This window comes from Lentzea chajnantorensis (assembly GCF_054300775.1).
On the sequence record NZ_JBSDZT010000002.1, the window covers coordinates 1,999,204 to 2,013,990 of the forward strand.

Annotated in this window: 16 protein-coding genes and 2 pseudogenes; 11 read left to right on the forward strand and 7 right to left on the reverse strand. The window is 69.7% G+C overall.

All coding sequences use genetic code 11. The features are described 5' to 3' along the window. Window positions 1–7: 7 nt before the first annotated feature. From manA to ACVDFE_RS10680, 4 genes and pseudogenes are all read left to right on the forward strand, one after another. Window positions 8–1,222: a mannose-6-phosphate isomerase, class I gene (manA, locus tag ACVDFE_RS10665; protein ID WP_458430322.1), complete on the forward strand. Its 1,215-nt coding sequence runs from the start codon at window positions 8–10 to the stop codon at window positions 1,220–1,222. 58 nt (window positions 1,223–1,280) lie between these two features. Next, window positions 1,281–2,205, forward strand: a pseudogene (locus tag ACVDFE_RS10670) (cation diffusion facilitator family transporter). 369 nt (window positions 2,206–2,574) lie between these two features. Then, window positions 2,575–4,074 carry an amino acid permease gene (locus ACVDFE_RS10675; RefSeq protein WP_360395020.1) on the forward strand — a complete coding sequence of 500 codons (1,500 nt, stop codon included), beginning with the start codon at window positions 2,575–2,577 and terminating at the stop codon, window positions 4,072–4,074. 10 nt (window positions 4,075–4,084) lie between these two features. Beyond that, a complete protein-coding gene (locus ACVDFE_RS10680) occupies window positions 4,085–4,540 on the forward strand; it encodes a MarR family winged helix-turn-helix transcriptional regulator (protein ID WP_458430323.1) in 456 nt (151 codons plus the stop codon). 90 nt (window positions 4,541–4,630) lie between these two features. Here the strand turns inward: ACVDFE_RS10680 and ACVDFE_RS10685 are convergent, their stop codons facing one another. After that, window positions 4,631–4,756 (reverse strand): hypothetical protein, encoded by a 126-nt coding sequence (locus ACVDFE_RS10685; protein ID WP_458430324.1) that lies wholly within the window; start codon window positions 4,754–4,756, stop codon window positions 4,631–4,633. Window positions 4,757–4,774: 18 nt separating this feature from the next. Between ACVDFE_RS10685 and ACVDFE_RS10690 the strand changes: the two genes are divergently transcribed. Continuing rightward, window positions 4,775–6,010, forward strand: a complete 1,236-nt coding sequence (locus tag ACVDFE_RS10690) for a glutamate mutase L (protein ID WP_458430325.1) — start codon at window positions 4,775–4,777, stop codon at window positions 6,008–6,010. Here the strand turns inward: ACVDFE_RS10690 and ACVDFE_RS10695 are convergent. Continuing rightward, window positions 6,003–6,230: a helix-turn-helix domain-containing protein gene (locus tag ACVDFE_RS10695; RefSeq protein WP_065916239.1), complete on the reverse strand. Its 228-nt coding sequence runs from the start codon at window positions 6,228–6,230 to the stop codon at window positions 6,003–6,005. The genes ACVDFE_RS10690 and ACVDFE_RS10695 overlap by 8 nt on opposite strands. Further along, complete coding sequence (locus tag ACVDFE_RS10700; protein WP_360395030.1) at window positions 6,230–6,709, reverse strand: DUF2975 domain-containing protein; 480 nt, start codon at window positions 6,707–6,709, stop codon at window positions 6,230–6,232. Before ACVDFE_RS10700 ends, ACVDFE_RS10695 begins: the two co-directional genes overlap by 1 nt. A 98-nt stretch (window positions 6,710–6,807) precedes the next feature. Here ACVDFE_RS10700 and ACVDFE_RS10705 point away from each other — a divergent pair, with 98 nt between their 5' ends. Further along, window positions 6,808–7,443, forward strand: coding sequence for a TetR/AcrR family transcriptional regulator (locus ACVDFE_RS10705; protein ID WP_458430326.1), 636 nt, complete (start codon window positions 6,808–6,810; stop codon window positions 7,441–7,443). Here the strand turns inward: ACVDFE_RS10705 and ACVDFE_RS10710 are convergent. Both ACVDFE_RS10710 and ACVDFE_RS10715 read right to left on the reverse strand, forming a co-directional pair. Beyond that, window positions 7,386–7,904 (reverse strand): annotated as a pseudogene (locus ACVDFE_RS10710) (GNAT family N-acetyltransferase); the annotation flags it as partial. The gene ACVDFE_RS10705 and the pseudogene ACVDFE_RS10710 overlap by 58 nt on opposite strands. Window positions 7,905–7,914: 10 nt before the next feature. Beyond that, a complete protein-coding gene (locus ACVDFE_RS10715; RefSeq protein ID WP_458430327.1) occupies window positions 7,915–10,320 on the reverse strand; it encodes a hypothetical protein in 2,406 nt (801 codons plus the stop codon). Window positions 10,321–10,418: 98 nt separating this feature from the next. Here ACVDFE_RS10715 and ahcY point away from each other — a divergent pair, with 98 nt between their 5' ends. The 5 genes from ahcY to ACVDFE_RS10740 all read left to right on the forward strand — a co-directional run bounded on the left by ahcY (window position 10,419) and on the right by ACVDFE_RS10740 (window position 13,772). Continuing rightward, the gene (ahcY, locus tag ACVDFE_RS10720) at window positions 10,419–11,882 is read left to right on the forward strand and encodes an adenosylhomocysteinase (RefSeq protein ID WP_458430328.1); all 1,464 of its coding nucleotides are present in this window, start codon (window positions 10,419–10,421) and stop codon (window positions 11,880–11,882) included. Window positions 11,883–11,948: 66 nt separating this feature from the next. Further along, window positions 11,949–12,188 carry a hypothetical protein gene (locus ACVDFE_RS10725; protein ID WP_458430329.1) on the forward strand — a complete coding sequence of 80 codons (240 nt, stop codon included), beginning with the start codon at window positions 11,949–11,951 and terminating at the stop codon, window positions 12,186–12,188. Between the two features lie 28 nt (window positions 12,189–12,216). After that, the gene (locus ACVDFE_RS10730; protein WP_458430330.1) at window positions 12,217–12,660 is read left to right on the forward strand and encodes a hypothetical protein; all 444 of its coding nucleotides are present in this window, start codon (window positions 12,217–12,219) and stop codon (window positions 12,658–12,660) included. A 9-nt stretch (window positions 12,661–12,669) separates the two neighbouring features. Continuing rightward, window positions 12,670–13,356 carry a DddA-like double-stranded DNA deaminase toxin gene (locus tag ACVDFE_RS10735; protein ID WP_360395043.1) on the forward strand — a complete coding sequence of 229 codons (687 nt, stop codon included), beginning with the start codon at window positions 12,670–12,672 and terminating at the stop codon, window positions 13,354–13,356. Then, on the forward strand, window positions 13,353–13,772 hold the full coding sequence (locus ACVDFE_RS10740) for an Imm1 family immunity protein (protein WP_458430331.1): 420 nt from the start codon (window positions 13,353–13,355) through the stop codon (window positions 13,770–13,772). Before ACVDFE_RS10735 ends, ACVDFE_RS10740 begins: the two co-directional genes overlap by 4 nt. Here the strand turns inward: ACVDFE_RS10740 and ACVDFE_RS10745 are convergent. Together ACVDFE_RS10745 and ACVDFE_RS10750 are read right to left on the reverse strand one after the other, a co-directional pair. Then, the gene (locus ACVDFE_RS10745; RefSeq protein WP_458430332.1) at window positions 13,769–13,951 is read right to left on the reverse strand and encodes a DUF397 domain-containing protein; all 183 of its coding nucleotides are present in this window, start codon (window positions 13,949–13,951) and stop codon (window positions 13,769–13,771) included. The two genes, ACVDFE_RS10740 and ACVDFE_RS10745, sit on opposite strands and share 4 nt — an antisense overlap. Continuing rightward, window positions 13,926–14,780 (reverse strand): helix-turn-helix domain-containing protein, encoded by an 855-nt coding sequence (locus ACVDFE_RS10750; protein ID WP_458430333.1) that lies wholly within the window; start codon window positions 14,778–14,780, stop codon window positions 13,926–13,928. Before ACVDFE_RS10750 ends, ACVDFE_RS10745 begins: the two co-directional genes overlap by 26 nt. Window positions 14,781–14,787 lie beyond the last annotated feature (7 nt).

Sequence of the window (14,787 nt, forward strand, 5' to 3'; positions counted from 1 at the left end):
ACGAGAAGTGGACCTGCTGCACAACGCGGTGAGGCCGTACGCGTGGGGATCACGCACGGCCATCGCAGAGCTGCTCGGGAAGGAGGTGCCCGCACCTCATCCCGAAGCCGAGCTGTGGATGGGCGCCCACCCCGGCGACCCGTCCCGCGTGGTCGGCGCCGACGGCACCGAGCACTCGCTGCTCGACCTGCTGACAGCGGACCCCGACGCCCAGCTCGGACGGCGCCTGACCGACCGGTGGGGCAGCCGGCTGCCGTTCCTGCTCAAGGTGCTCGCCGCCGAGGAGGCGCTGAGCCTGCAGGCGCACCCGTCCGCCGCGCAGGCCGCCGAGGGCTTCGCCGCCGAGGAGGCCGCGGGCGTGCCGCGCGACGCCGCGGTGCGCAACTACAAGGACCCGGCCGCGAAGCCGGAGCTGATCTGCGCGCTGACCGAGTTCCACGCCCTCGCGGGTTTCCGGGCGCCCGACCGCACGGCGGCGCTGCTGCGGTCGCTCGACGCACCCGACCTCGCGCCGTACACCGAGATGCTCGTCGCCCAGCCCGACTCGTCGGGCCTGCGCGCGTTGTTCACGATGCTGATCACGCTGCCGCAGACGTCGCTCTCGTCGCTGCTGCCGCAGGTGCTCGACGCGTGCGTGCTGCACGTGAAGGAGCGCGGCGAGTTCGACCTGGAGTGCCGCACGATCCTGGAGCTGGGCGAGTCCTACCCCGGTGACGCGGGGGTGCTGGCCGCGCTGCTGCTGAACCGCATCGTGCTGCAGCCGGGCGAGGCGATCCACCTGCCCGCCGGCAACCTGCACGCCTACCTGCGCGGCACCGCCATCGAGATCCTGGCCAACTCGGACAACGTGCTGCGCTGCGGTCTCACGCCGAAGCACGTCGACGTGCCGGAGCTGCTGCGCGTGCTGGACTTCGCCTGCGGCGACATGCCCGTGTCGACCGGCGAGGAGGTCGCGCCCGGCGTGCGGGTCTACCGGACGCCCGCGCCGGAGTTCGAGCTGTCCCGCCTGGACCTCACCGGCGAGGCCCGGCTCGACCACGACGGCCCGCAGATCATGATCTGCACGGACGGCGCCGCGGTGCTGTCCAACTCCCGCGGCGAGGAGCTGACCCTGACCCGCGGCCAGTCCGTGTGGCTGCCCGCGTCGGACCCGGCGGTGCTCGTTCGACCGGATGGTGTTGAATCCGCTCAACTTTTCCGCGCCACGGCGGGAACGGACTAAGGTTCACGACCGGACAAAGCGGACCGGCTCCGGCCGGGACAGGTGCGAGGAGACAGGCGTGTCAGCAGGGGGCGGAACCAAGGCCATCGTCGCAGCGCTACTGGCGAACGCCGGTATCGCGGTGGCCAAGTTCACCGGATTCTTGATCACCGGCTCGTCGTCGATGCTCGCCGAGTCGGTGCACTCGCTCGCGGACACGTCGAACCAGGGCCTGCTGCTGCTCGGGCAGAAGACGGCCCAGCGCAGGGCCACGAGGCTGCACCCGTTCGGCTACGGCCGCGACCGGTACTTCTGGTCGTTCGTGGTGGCACTGATGCTCTTCACCCTCGGCTCGGTCTTCGCGCTGTACGAGGGCATCCACAAGCTGCAGCACCCCGAGGGCCTCACCAGCCCGCTCGTGGCGGTCGGCATCCTCGTCGTCGCGATCGGCCTGGAGTCCTACAGCTTCGTCACCGCGATCAACGAGTCGAAGAAGATCAAGGGCGACGCCTCCTGGTGGGGCTTCATCCGCAACTCCCGCACCCCGGAGCTTCCCGGTCGTGCTGCTGGAGGACCTCGGCGCACTCATCGGCCTGCTGCTGGCACTGCTCGGCGTCGGCCTCACCATGGTCACCGGCAACCCGGTCTTCGACGCGCTCGGCACCATCGCGATCGGCGTGCTGCTCGGCATCATCGCCGTGATCCTCATCATCGAGATGAAGTCGCTGCTGATCGGCGAGGGCGCCTCCGACTCCGACCTCGACGTGATCTGCGACGAGCTCGCCGCGGGCAAGGTGCAGCGCGTCATCCACATCAAGACCCAGTACATCGGCCCCGAGGAGCTGCTGGTCGCGGCGAAGATCGCGCTGGAGCCGCAGCTCCCGCTCGACGAGGTCGCGCAGGCCATCAACGACGCGGAACAGCGGGTGCGGGGCAAGGTGCCGCACGCGCGGCTCATCTACCTGGAGCCGGACCTGGACCGGACGACGGTCACCAGCGCCTGACGGTTGTGCCTCTGAAGCCCGTCCCGGTCTCGGCCGGGGCGGGCTTCGCCGTGAGCGGGCCTTGTGCGGTCGCACTGCGGAGCAGGCCCGACAACGGGAGCCAACCGGGCAAGAAGCGTGCCTGGGTGACTCCCCTTCTCCTCCCAGGCAGACGATCGCGGCGTTCGGCGGGGAAGCTGCTCACCGCGGAACCGCCCGAGAAAACCTCGAACACCTCCGGAACCCGTCTCGCTTCGCCGCGGCGGGTTTCGCCGCGTTCGGGATCGGGAAGCACGGAAGTCCTGACAACGTCCGAACACAGCTGCGGGCATCTCACCTGGTGATACCTCTAGGGTGGGCCGAACGCGTTCCATTGAGGAGGTATCGATCGTGCCGGGCAACGGGTTGTGGCGCACGAAGTCCATCGAGCAGTCGATCGCGGACACGGACGAGCCGGACACCAAGCTCCGCAAGGAGCTCACCGCCTGGGACCTGACCGTCTTCGGTGTCGCGGTCGTGATCGGTGCCGGCATCTTCACGCTCACCGCGAGCACCGCGGGCAACCTGGCGGGGCCGTCGGTGTCGCTGGCGTTCGTGCTGGCGGCGATCGCGTGTGCGCTGGCGGCGTTGTGCTACGCGGAGTTCGCGTCCACGGTGCCGGTGGCGGGGAGCGCGTACACGTTCTCGTACGCCACGTTCGGCGAGTTCGCGGCGTGGATCATCGGCTGGGACCTGGTGCTGGAGTTCGCGCTCGGGTCCGCCGCGGTGGCCAAGGGCTGGTCGATCTACCTGCAGACGGTGCTGGCGCAGCTGGGCGTCCAGGTCAAGACGACGGTCGCGCTCGGGCCGCTGCAGTTCGACTGGGGCGCGGTGGTGCTGATCGGTGCGCTGTCGGCGTTGCTGGTGGTGGGCACGAAGCTCAGCTCGCGGGTCAGCACCGTCATCACGACGGTCAAGGTGGCCGTGGTGCTGCTGGTGATCATCCTGGGCGTCCAGTACATCAAGGCGGAGAACTACACGCCGTTCATCCCTCCCGCGGAGACCGGTGGCGGTGCGCACAGCGGGGTCGACCAGTCGCTGCTGAGCGCGATCACCGGCTTCGGCGGCAGCTCGTACGGCACGCTGGGACTGCTCGCGGCCGCGAGTCTCGTGTTCTTCGCGTTCATCGGGTTCGACGTCGTGGCGACCACGGCGGAGGAGACCAAGAACCCGCAGAAGGCCGTGCCGCGCGGCATCCTCGGCTCGCTCGCCATCGTCACCGTGCTGTACGTGGCGGTGTCGCTGGTGATCACGGGCATGGTGCCCTACGAGAAGCTCAAGACCCAGGCCGACGGGTCGCGTGCGACGCTCGCCAGTGCGTTCGCCGAGAACGGGGTCACGTGGGCGGCGACCGTCATCTCGGTCGGTGCGCTCGCGGGTCTGACCACCGTCGTGATGGTGCTGATGCTCGGCCAGAGCCGGGTGCTGTTCGCGATGTCGCGCGACGGGCTGCTGCCGCGCGGGCTCGCGAAGACCGGCAAGCACGGCACGCCGACGCGGATCACGGTCATCATCGGGATCGTCGTCGCCATCGCGGCCGGCTTCACCTCGATCGGCACGCTCGAAGAGATGGTCAACGTGGGCACGCTGTTCGCGTTCATCCTCGTGTCCGCCGGTGTGCTGGTGCTCCGCAAGACCCGGCCGGACCTGCCGCGCGGGTTCAAGGTGCCGCTCGTGCCGCTGGTGCCGATCCTCGCGATCCTCGCCTGCCTGTGGCTGATGCTGAACCTGACCGTGTTCACCTGGATCCGGTTCCTCGTGTGGATGGCGCTCGGTGTCGGTGCCTACTTCATCTACAGCCGGCGGAACTCGCTGCTCGCCAAGGGCAACCAGAAGACGCCCACCAACTAATCTGCGAGCCATGGCGAACCCGCGGTGGCTGTCCGAGGAGGAGACGTACGCCTGGCACCACTTCGTCCAGGCGTACCACCTCCTCGAACGGCAGATCGAACAGCAGTTGCAGCGCGACGCGGGGCTCTCGCACGCGCAGTACAACGTGCTGGTCGTGCTGTCCGAGCAGCCCGGCAACCGCATGCGGATGACCGAGCTGGCCCGGCGGGTGGTCGTGTCGAAGAGCTCGCTGACCTACCAGATCGGCAAACTGGAGAAGAGCGGGCTCGTGCGGCGCGAACCGCACGAGTCCGACGAGCGCGGCATCGTCGCCGTCCTCACCGAGGCCGGGCGGGAGCTGCTCACGACCACCGCGCCCGGTCACGTGGAGACCGTGCGCGAGTACCTCGTCGACCTCTTCACGCCGGACCAGCTCGCGCAGCTCGGCGAGCTCATGGAGGTCGTGCACGAGAAGGCCGACAACTGAGCACGTCGCCAGACGTTGTGCCTCCGACGCCCCAAGCCTGGAAGGCCGTTGTGGACAGGTGGAACCGGTCGACGATCCACGAGCAGTAGCTCAGCGGTGAGTGGTAGCGGTACTTCCGGTGACCGACGAGGCGGGGTGTTCGTTGAGCGCGTCGGCCGGGTCCGTCTTGCCGGTCAGACGGGTGCTTTCGAGGATCACCTTGGGCGTGAGCTTCATGGTGCGTTAGCTTGCCTCGTGATCCTGTGCCTCGACGTCGGTTCCACCTGGACCAAGGCCGCTCTCGTCACCGAGGAGGGCGAGCTGGTCCGCACGGGACAGCACCCGACCACCCCACCCGAGGTGCTGCGGGGCGTCGACGCACTGCGCGCGAGCGTGGGCGACGGTGAGGTCCTCGCGTGCTCGTCGGCCGGTGGCGGGCTGCGGCTGGCGGTCGTCGGCCAGGAACGCGTGGTCAGCGCCGAGGCCGGATACCGGGTGGCGCTGAGCGCGGGCGCCAAGGTCGTGCACGTCAGCGCGGGGCCGGTGGACGTGAAGGCGTTGCGTGCGAGTGCACCCGACCTGGTGCTGCTGGTCGGCGGCACGGACGGCGGCGACCAGTCGGTGTTGCTGCACAACGCGGGCAAGCTGGCCCGCGTGGCCGTGCCGATCGTGCTGGCCGGCAACGTCGAGGCGCAGCCGGAAGCGCTGCGGCTGCTGCACAACCGGACCGTCGTCGCCTGCCCGAACGTGCTGCCCGACGTCGGCAGGCTCGCCCCGGAACCCGCCCGCAGGGCGATCCGGGAGGCGTTCCTGCAGCACGTCATCGGCGGCAAGGGCCTGTCGAGGGGCCCGCGGTTCCGGCGGCTGGTGCGGGCCGTCACCCCCGACGCGGTGCTGGGAGGCGTGTCCCGGCTGGCCGCGCAGGACCGCGAGGGAGCGGTGCTCGTGGTCGACGTCGGCGGTGCCACGACGGACGTCTACTCCGCGGTGTCCACAGCGGACAGCGAGGGCGTGGAGCGGACCGTCGCCCTGCCACCGGACCGCCGCACCGTCGAGGGCGACCTCGGCATGCGCTGGTCCGCTCCGGGAGTGGTCAAGGAGGCGCACGCGGAACGCCTCACCACCGAGGACCTGACCGCGGAGGCGCAGCGGCGGGCCGAGGACGTCGGCTGGCTGCCGGAGGACCCGGCCGTGGACACGAAGCTGGCGTCGTTCGCCGCGATCCTGGCCGTCCGCAGGCACCTGCGGCAGGTCGACGGCCAGCTCGGCCCGCACGGCGCGGGCCTGCTCGTGCTGTCCGGCGGTGTGTTCCGGCACATGGCCGACATCACGCCGGTCGAGGAGGCGCTGCGCGGCGACCCGGTGCTGCGACCCGTGCTGCGGACCGCGGAGATCACCGTGGACCGCGACTACGTGCTGGCACCGGTGGGCCTGCTCGCCGAGTCGGGGCGGCACGAGGCCGCCGACCGACTGGCGAAGCGGCTCAGCTGAGGAGCTCCTCGGCGTCCTCGTCCACGAACTCCAGGAGGTCGCCGGGCTGGCACTCCAGCACCCGGCACATGGCTTCGAGCGTGCTGAACCGCACGGCCTTGGCGCGGCCGTTCTTCAGCACCGCGACGTTGGCCGGTGTCAGCCCGACCTTCTCCGCGAACTCGCCGACGCTCATCTTGCGCTTGGCCAGCTCGACGTCGATGCGCACGACGATGGCCATCAGATCACCGCTTCCATGTCGGTGCGCAACGTCGTCGCCCGCCGCAGCAGCGCCCGCATCACGACCATCACGAGCCCCACCACCGTGACGCCGGTCGTCAGCAGGAACAGCAACATCGGCAGGCCGGGGTCGTCGGCGTTGAAACCGACCCACAGGAACACCGACACCAGCACCACCCAGCCCGCCGTGATCGCCCAGATCATCACGTCGACCCACTTGAGCGCGGCCTCCGTGAAGATCAGATCTTTGCGCACCAGCGTGAGCAGTTTCCACGTGGCGACCACCACGACCTGCACGCACACCACCCAGAACACCGTGATGATCGTCGCGGGCCACCTCAGGTGCGCGTCGTTCGGACTCGTCTCCGCCATGTGCCGGAACTGGCCCGGCAACGACATCGTCTCGAACACGACCAGGATCCCGAACAGGACCACGAGGAAGACCCGCAGGGCGGTCACCGCCCAACGCTCAGCAATCATGCATCGAGTATCGGTAGCCATCTATCGAAAGTCAATCGGTAGTGATCGTGTTGCAACAGGTGTCCCCGGTGTCCCGGCAGGTCTCTACAGTGATCGCCGTGGGACTGCGTGAGCGCAAGAAGACCGAGACCCGAGCGGCGCTGGCGGCCGCCGCACTGCGCCTGGCCCTGGACAAGGGCGTCGACAACGTGCGGGTCGACGAGATCGCCGAGGCCGCGAACGTCTCACCGCGCACCTACAACAACTACTTCCCGAGCCGCGACCACGCGATCGTCGCGGGCATCACGGCGACGCGCGCGTTGCAGGTCACCGCGGCCCTGCGGGAACGGCCCGCCGACGAACCGCTGGTCGACTCGATCGTCGCCGCGTTCGCCGCCCAGTACCGGGAGCCGCCGTCGGAGGCGCTCGCGCTGGTCACCTCGACGCCGTCGCTGCGCGAGGCCTACCTGGACTCGGTCACCGCGGTGGAACCGCCGATCGCCGAGGTGATCGAGCAGCGGCTGGGCAAGGACCCGCTCGGGGCGGCCGTGCTGGCGGCCGCGGTGTCGGCGGCGGCCAGGCTGGCGGTGCGGCGGTGGGTGGACGTGCGGCCGTCCGGCCTGGTCGTGGTGCCGGCGGCGACCGTGGAGGAGCACCTGCGCGAGGCGATCGGCCACCTCGCGCCCGCCCTCACGTGCAGCTCGTCGCGCAGCACGCACATCAGCAACGAGTCGTGCCACTCGCCGTCGCGGTAGAACGACTGCCGCAACCGCCCGTCGACCTGGAAGCCGACCTTCTTGTAGGACTTGACGGCACGCTCGTTCGCCTCGACCACGCCGAGCTCGATCGAGTGCAGCCGCATGGTGTCGAACCCGTACCGGCAGATCGCGCGCAGCGCGTCCGTGCCGTAGCCGCCGCCCCAGTACTCCTTCTCGCCGATGTAGATGTCGACCTCGGCCCGCGCGTTGACCGGGTCCGCGTCGCGCAGCGCGACCACGCCGATGAGCCGGCCCTCGTCGAGCGTCTCGATGCACAGGGTGACCTTGTCGTGCCGGTTCTCCTGGCGGTCGGCGAAGCGCTTGCGGATGGCCGCCAGCGACTCGTGGAAGTAGCTCTGCAACCAGCGCATGACGTCCTCGTCGTTGTGCCAGCGGTAGAACGCGTCGGCGTCCTCCGGCTCGACGGGACGCAGGCGCACGAGATCCCCGGTCAGCATGACCGCGACACTAGGAGCCGCCGAGGGTGTCCCGCGACCCGATATTCGGCTTGCGCGCGAAGGGCAGCGACGGCGCCTCCGGCGTGTCCACCCGCATCAGCCCCGCCGCGATGGCCACGGCCCGGTCCCACTCCGGGTCCGAGGTGTAGTCGGAGTGCGCCGACACGCCCGACCGCCAGCGCCGGCCGGGGAACGGCCCCCGCTGCGGGTCCGGCAGCCAGTGGTCGCCGCCCAGCACCAGCGCTCCCGTCGGCCCGCGCAACGCCGGTGCCAGCGCGCCCTCCGACCCGTCCTCGCGGTAGCCGGCGCCGAGCAGCATGCCGTCGAACACCTGCCGCCGCCACGTCGTCACCGCACCGCCCAGCGGGTCCGTGCCCCGGCACAACGCGCGCCAGCGGCCGTCGAGCCCACCGGCCAGCCGCGCCAGCGACGCGTGCGGCACCACCGCCGGGAACGCCCGCGGGTAGGCCCACTGCAGCTGCGAACCCGCGGTGACGAGCCCGATCCGCTCCCGGTCCTGCGGTGGCAACGACTCCAGCAACCGCGCGGCCGCGACGGCGACGAGCAGCGAGCCCTGCGAGTGTCCACACAGGACCACGCGCGTGCCGGGGTCGCGCAGGTGGTCCTCGACCCGCGACACCAGCTCCGGCACGACCTTCAGCGCGTAGCAGGGCGGCACGATCGGGTGCGCCTCCCGCGGCCAGAACTGCGCGATGTCCGCGATGATCCCGAGCCGCCGCCCGGACTCCGGCTGCCGCGCGGCCAGGTAGACCGCCCGCAGCAGCGACACGGCGAGCAGGCCGAGCACGCCCACGCCGAACGCCGAGAACGGCCGCGTCCACGCCGCCAGCGGCACGTCCCGCACCCGCAGGACGGTCGCGATCACGGCACCGGTGACCAGCACGAACGCCACGATCATCATCAGGTGGTGGCCGTGGTTGCGCTCCCAGCGCGCCCACCACCACGCCCGCGTCGCTGCCCGCAGGTCGCGCATCCGGCCGGAGTGCAGCAACGACGCCTCACGCGCCCACAGCTTGCCCTTGCGGAACGCCCGCCAGCGCACCGCGCCGGTGAACGACGCCACCGCGAACGTGCTCAGCAACGCCAACGCGCCCGCCACACCCCACAGCAGCGTGATGTAGCCGTACCCGACCGGCAGGTGCAGCTCCTCGCCGAGCGCCTTGCGCACCGGCAGCGCGATCCCGGCACCGAACCCGCCGCCCAGCAGCCCCGCGACCGCGAGCACCGGCGCGGCGAACCAGCCACCGGCCCACGGCCGCAGCTCGCGCGGCAGGTCCTTCCACGTCCCGCGGGCCAGCACCGCCGCGGGCACCAGCACCAGCCCGAACAGCACGAGCACGAACGCCATCAGCAGCGCGATCACCTGCACGGTCACGTCGGCGCCCGGCACCCGGTCCGGCAGCTGTTCCTGCAAACCCAGCGTGACCAGCACCAGCACCGCCGCCAGCGCGAGGAACACCCGGCGCGGCCTGCGCGACAACGCGGCCCGCAGCCACCGCCCACCGCGGTGGGGTGCGCCGCCCGTCGGGTCGTCCAGCAGCAACGCGCTGACCAGGCACAACCCGATGAACACCAGCGACGCGACCCACGCCGCGGTGATCGCGACCCCCATCGGCCCCGAGGCCGTGAGCTGCTGCAACGGCCCACCCAGCGCGATCAGCGCGGCCGTCGCCAGGCCCATCACGACGTGCAGCGAGCGCAGCGCCGGCGTGTCCGGGTCGGTCGCCACGTGCGCGCCGGGCAGGCCGGAGGACGGCTGCCGCTCCTCCTTCTCCGCCTCGGCGATCTCGCGGCGCTCGATCCGCCACTCGACGTGCGAGATCCGGCGCATGACGACCAGCAACGCGATGATTGGGAAAAGTCCTAGGAACGCCCGGAACCAGGGGAAGGTGCGCGCCTCGGCCGGAATGCTGGTCAGGCAGCCGGTGCCGGGACGCAGGCACTGCGCGGCGAGCAGGTCGAGGCTCACCACCGAGACCTGCGCGATCAGCAGTGCCGTGAGCAGCAGCGCGAACACCCGCAGCAACGACCGCAGACCGAGCCCCAGCAGGTGCGCCGGCAGGTTCCGATCGGGAACGGGGGGCAGCATCCAGTGGGCGACGTTGGCGATGCTGAACGGGAAGAGCAGCGCCCACGTGGCCTTGGCCACACCACCGGACGTCATCCCGCCCCACAGGTAGCCCTCGACGACGCGGGGCACGGACCGGCTCTCCGTCTGGAGCACGGGACCGGGTGCGGGCCTGCGGAGTCTGTCGGCGGGGCGCACGATGCGCCCCAGCCCGTCTCCGGCGACGTCCACGGCCGCTACGGCGTCGACCAGCGTCTGCGGCGTCGTCCCCTGCACACCGTGCACCCGCAGTTCGACCACCCGTGTGTCGGGGCCCGCAATGAACACCCCAGACCTCCCTCACCCGACGTGAGGTCATAGTGGTGCATCGTGAGGGCGGTATGGTCGCACGACACCCTCTCCGAAGTGCCTTGGAGGACTTCGCAATGACCGCGGACCGCTTGCAGACCCGCAACGGCATCGACTTCGCTGTGGCCGACCTGTCACTCCACGAGTTCGGCCGCAAGGAAATCCGTCTGGCGGAGCACGAGATGCCCGGCCTCATGGCGCTCCGTCGCGAGTACTCCGGTGCACACCCCCTCAAGGGCGCCCGCATCTCGGGCTCCCTGCACATGACCATCCAGACGGCCGTGCTCATCGAGACGCTGGTCGACCTGGGCGCCGAGGTCCGCTGGGCCTCCTGCAACATCTTCTCGACCCAGGACCACGCGGCCGCGGCCGTCGTCGTCGGCCCGCACGGCACCGAGGAGGAGCCCAAGGGCGTCTCCTGCTTCGCCTGGAAGGGCGAGACGCTGCCGGAGTACTGGTGGACCTGCGAGCAGATGCTCACCTGGCCCGACGGCAAGGGCCCGAACATGATCCTGGACGACGGCGGCGACGCGACGCTGCTGGTCCACAAGGGTGTGCAGTACGAGGCGGCCGGTGTCGTCCCGTCGGCCTCGGAGGACGACTCCGAGGAGTGGGGCATCGTCCTGGACACGCTGCGCGCGTCGCTGGAGCGCGACGGCAAGAAGTGGACGAACATCGCCGAGGGCATCCGCGGCGTCACCGAGGAGACCACGACGGGCGTCATGCGCCTGTACCAGCTGGCCGCCGCCGGTGACCTGCTGTTCCCCGCGATCAACGTCAACGACGCGGTCACCAAGTCGAAGTTCGACAACCGCTACGGCATCCGCCACTCGCTGGTCGACGGTCTCAACCGCGGCACCGACGTCCTGATCGGCGGCAAGGTCGCGGTCGTCTGCGGCTACGGCGACGTCGGCAAGGGCTCCGCGGAGTCGCTGCGCGCCCAGGGCGCCCGCGTCATCGTCACCGAGATCGACCCGATCTGCGCCCTGCAGGCCGCCATGGACGGCTACCAGGTCGCGCGCCTGGAGACGGTCCTGCCGATCGCCGACATCGTCATCACGACGACCGGCAACAAGGACGTCGTCACCGTCGAGCACATGGCCCAGATGAAGCACCAGGCGATCCTGGGCAACGTTGGCCACTTCGACAACGAGCTCGACATGGCCGGCCTGCAGCGCTACCCCGGCATCCGCAAGACCAACATCAAGCCGCAGGTCGACGAGTGGACCTTCCCGTCGGGCCGCACGATCATCGTGCTGTCCGAGGGCCGCCTGATGAACCTGGGCAACGCCACCGGCCACCCCTCGTTCGTCATGTCGAACTCCTTCTCCAACCAGGTGATCGCCCAGATCGAGCTGTTCACCAAGTTCAAGGAGTACGACAACGAGGTCTACCGCCTCCCGAAGGTGCTCGACGAGAAGGTCGCGCGCATCCACCTGGAGGCGCTCGGCGGAGAGCTGACCAAGCTCACCAAGGAGCAGGCCGAGTACATCGACGTGGACGTCGAGGGCCCGTTCAAGCCGGAGCACTACCGCTACTGATCGGTCGCTGACGAGCCCTTGCCCCTTTCCCGGGGTGAGGGCTCGTCGCCGTGTTGAGGGCCTTGGGTGATTCCGGACGAACTGAAACGAGCCCTGGGAAACCTGCGCGCGGTTCGTGCGCAAAGACCTGACGGCCCTTCCACCACGCTCACCTACGCGCAGTGGCGTGATCACATGGCCGATGCGCTGGACGCGCTGGCCGAGACCTTGCTGTTCTCAGCAGATCGGGACCGGGCAGCGGCCGAGGCCACCGCGGCCCGCAGGGAGGCAGCGGCGATTCGCGCCCGACTCGCCGACTCACCCTGACCGGCACCGTCGCACGGCCCCTGTTTTCATGTCCGTCGTGGGATTCTTCGGCACCTATGCCTACGAGAACGGCTCCTGGACCACGTTGTCCGAGGGCGAACTGCCGCCGCTGACCGAGCCGTGGCTGTGGATCGACATCCACGACAGCGACATCACCTCGGTCGTCTACGCACCTGCTGGGCCTGGCACTGGTGTCGCCTACCTGGGCCTGACGCCGCGCACGTACTTCGAGAACCCCAGCGCGTCCGACCCCACGGATGTCTCGCGTGAGGCTGCCGGGCTGGCCGCGTGGGCTGGGCACGTCTCGGCCGAGAAGATCCGCGGGTTCCTGGCCGAGGACGAGGACCCGGACTCCTTCTCGTGGGACGAGGAGGACGTGGACGCGTTCGACGGCGCCGAGGTGTTCGTCGAGGTCAAGACGGCGCGGTTCCTGGCGGCGATGGAGTTGCCGGTGCCGTACGAGCTCAGCTGACGAACGTGCATGGCAACGCTCGGAGACGTCATCGCCGCGTTGCGCGCAAGCCTGGAACGGCTGCCCTTCGCCGAACTCGCCAACGCACTTGACGCCGCCGAGGAAGCGCATGTTCTCATCGAACGGGCGGCAGCCGGAAGCGGCCAAGCCGACATCCACCAGGTGCTCGACACGTTCGCGCAGGTGATCGCGGGCATCGACGCGTTGCAGCGCAGGTTGACCACCATCCACGCTGGTGTGACGGCTGTGGCGAACAGGCTGGAGGGCAGCGGTCGAGCCGACGAACCGTTGCCAGCAGCACCTGTTCCTGCGCCCGGCGCGACGTTGCTCGCCAAGCTCCCCGCTCGGGAGAACGGCAAGACGTCGGGGATCTGGGTCGGTGAGGACGGTGTGGAGCGTCCGCTCGTCAGCGGCGAGCACGACTGGCAGCAGGCACGCGGCGTGCTGGCGGAGCTGGGGATCGGCCCGGCCAGGGGCACCCTGTGGGTCGCTTCGCACGTCGAGGTCAAGCTCGCCGCGGCCCTCCGCGCCCTGTCGTCCATGCGCGTTACGCTCGCCGTCAACAACGCGCCGTGTGACGAGGGCCGGTGGTCCTGCGACCGCCTCTTGCCGAGAATCCTCAAGCCGGGTCAGACCGTGACAATCCACTGGCCAGGTGGTCAGCGGACCTACCGGGGGAAGGAAGCCCAGGGATGAGCTATGTCTTGGAGGCTTCGTACAAGCACGGTGCCGGCGTGCGCTTCCTGCGCGGCGACGGTGACATCGACGGCTTCCTCACCGAACTGCTGAACGCCGGACCGGACTACCGGTCGGCGACGGTCTACGCCGTGGACGAGGCCGCCGACGAGGACCCCGCACACGAGCTGGTGGTCGGCGTGGACGAGGCCACCGGGCTCGGTGCCGTCCGCTACGCCGGCGACGACGGCGAGTGGTTCAGCAAAGGCGGGAAGGTCAATCCCGACGGTGTGCGCTTCCTGTACTACGGCACCGCGCACGAGTACCCCGCCGACTCGGAGGTGCCGCTCGACCTGGTGCGGCAGGCTCTGCGGGAGCTGCTGGCGAACGAGGGCAAGCGGCCTGAGTGCGTGACGTGGCAGGCGGCGGGCGACTAGCGTTCGTCGCCGCTGACGAACACTCGCCAGGCCTTGGCGCTGAACTTCAGCTGGGGACCTGTGGTGTTCTTGGAGTCACGCACGCGGACGACCTCGGCGAACGCCACCTCGACGCACTCTTGACCACCGTTGCTGCCGCCGCTGTAGCTGCTCTTACGCCAGGTGCAGTTTCCGGCCACTGAGGTCCTCCCGCGATCGGCTGGCGAGGTCCGCCACCATCGTTCGCGATTGTTCCTCACTGAGGGCCAGCCCATCCAGACGCTTGAAGAGGGACTTGCACTGCTTGACTCCGGCAAGGTCCTGCACGAAGACCATGGCGAGGTCGGACTCGGTGTAAGCGACGCTGCTCCGTTTTTCGTACTCCCACAGCACGTAAGGGGCCATGAGGATGCCGGCCATCCCCATCGCTGCGGGCACGATCCGGATCGAGTGGGTGTGGAAGAGCAATCTCATGAGCTGGTCTTCCATGACCTCGGCGCTGCCGACCGTGATCCGCAGCGCGTTCTCGTGGATGTAGAAGGTGCACGGCGGTCGGTTCGGTCGCCGAAGGATGGCCTGTCGGTCCATCCGGAAACGGACGAACGCTTTGATCTCGTCCGGGGTGGCGTTCCCGCAGATCTCGAAGAGCGCGGTTGCGTACTCCTCTGTCTGGAGCAAACCCGGGATCGCCGTCAAGTTGTAGCTCGTGATCTTGTCGGCGCTCGACTCCGCCATCGACAGCGTGCGCAGGTTCGTCGGCACCTGCACGAAGTACTGGTCGAAGGCCCGGCGATACCGGTCCAGAAACCCCTCGATGAACTCCAGCGACCGTCCACACCGCCCCAGGTACTGCACGATGTCGATCTCGCTCGCCCGCACCTTCCCGTGCTCGATGTTCGACACCTTCGCGGGGTCCCACCCGAGCATCCGCGCGATCCTGCGCCCGCGGAACGTCGTGCACTGCTCGCGGATCTGGCGCAGCTCGTCACCGAGGTCACGGCTGTACGGGGTGGACGGGTCACCGTTCATGGAACTC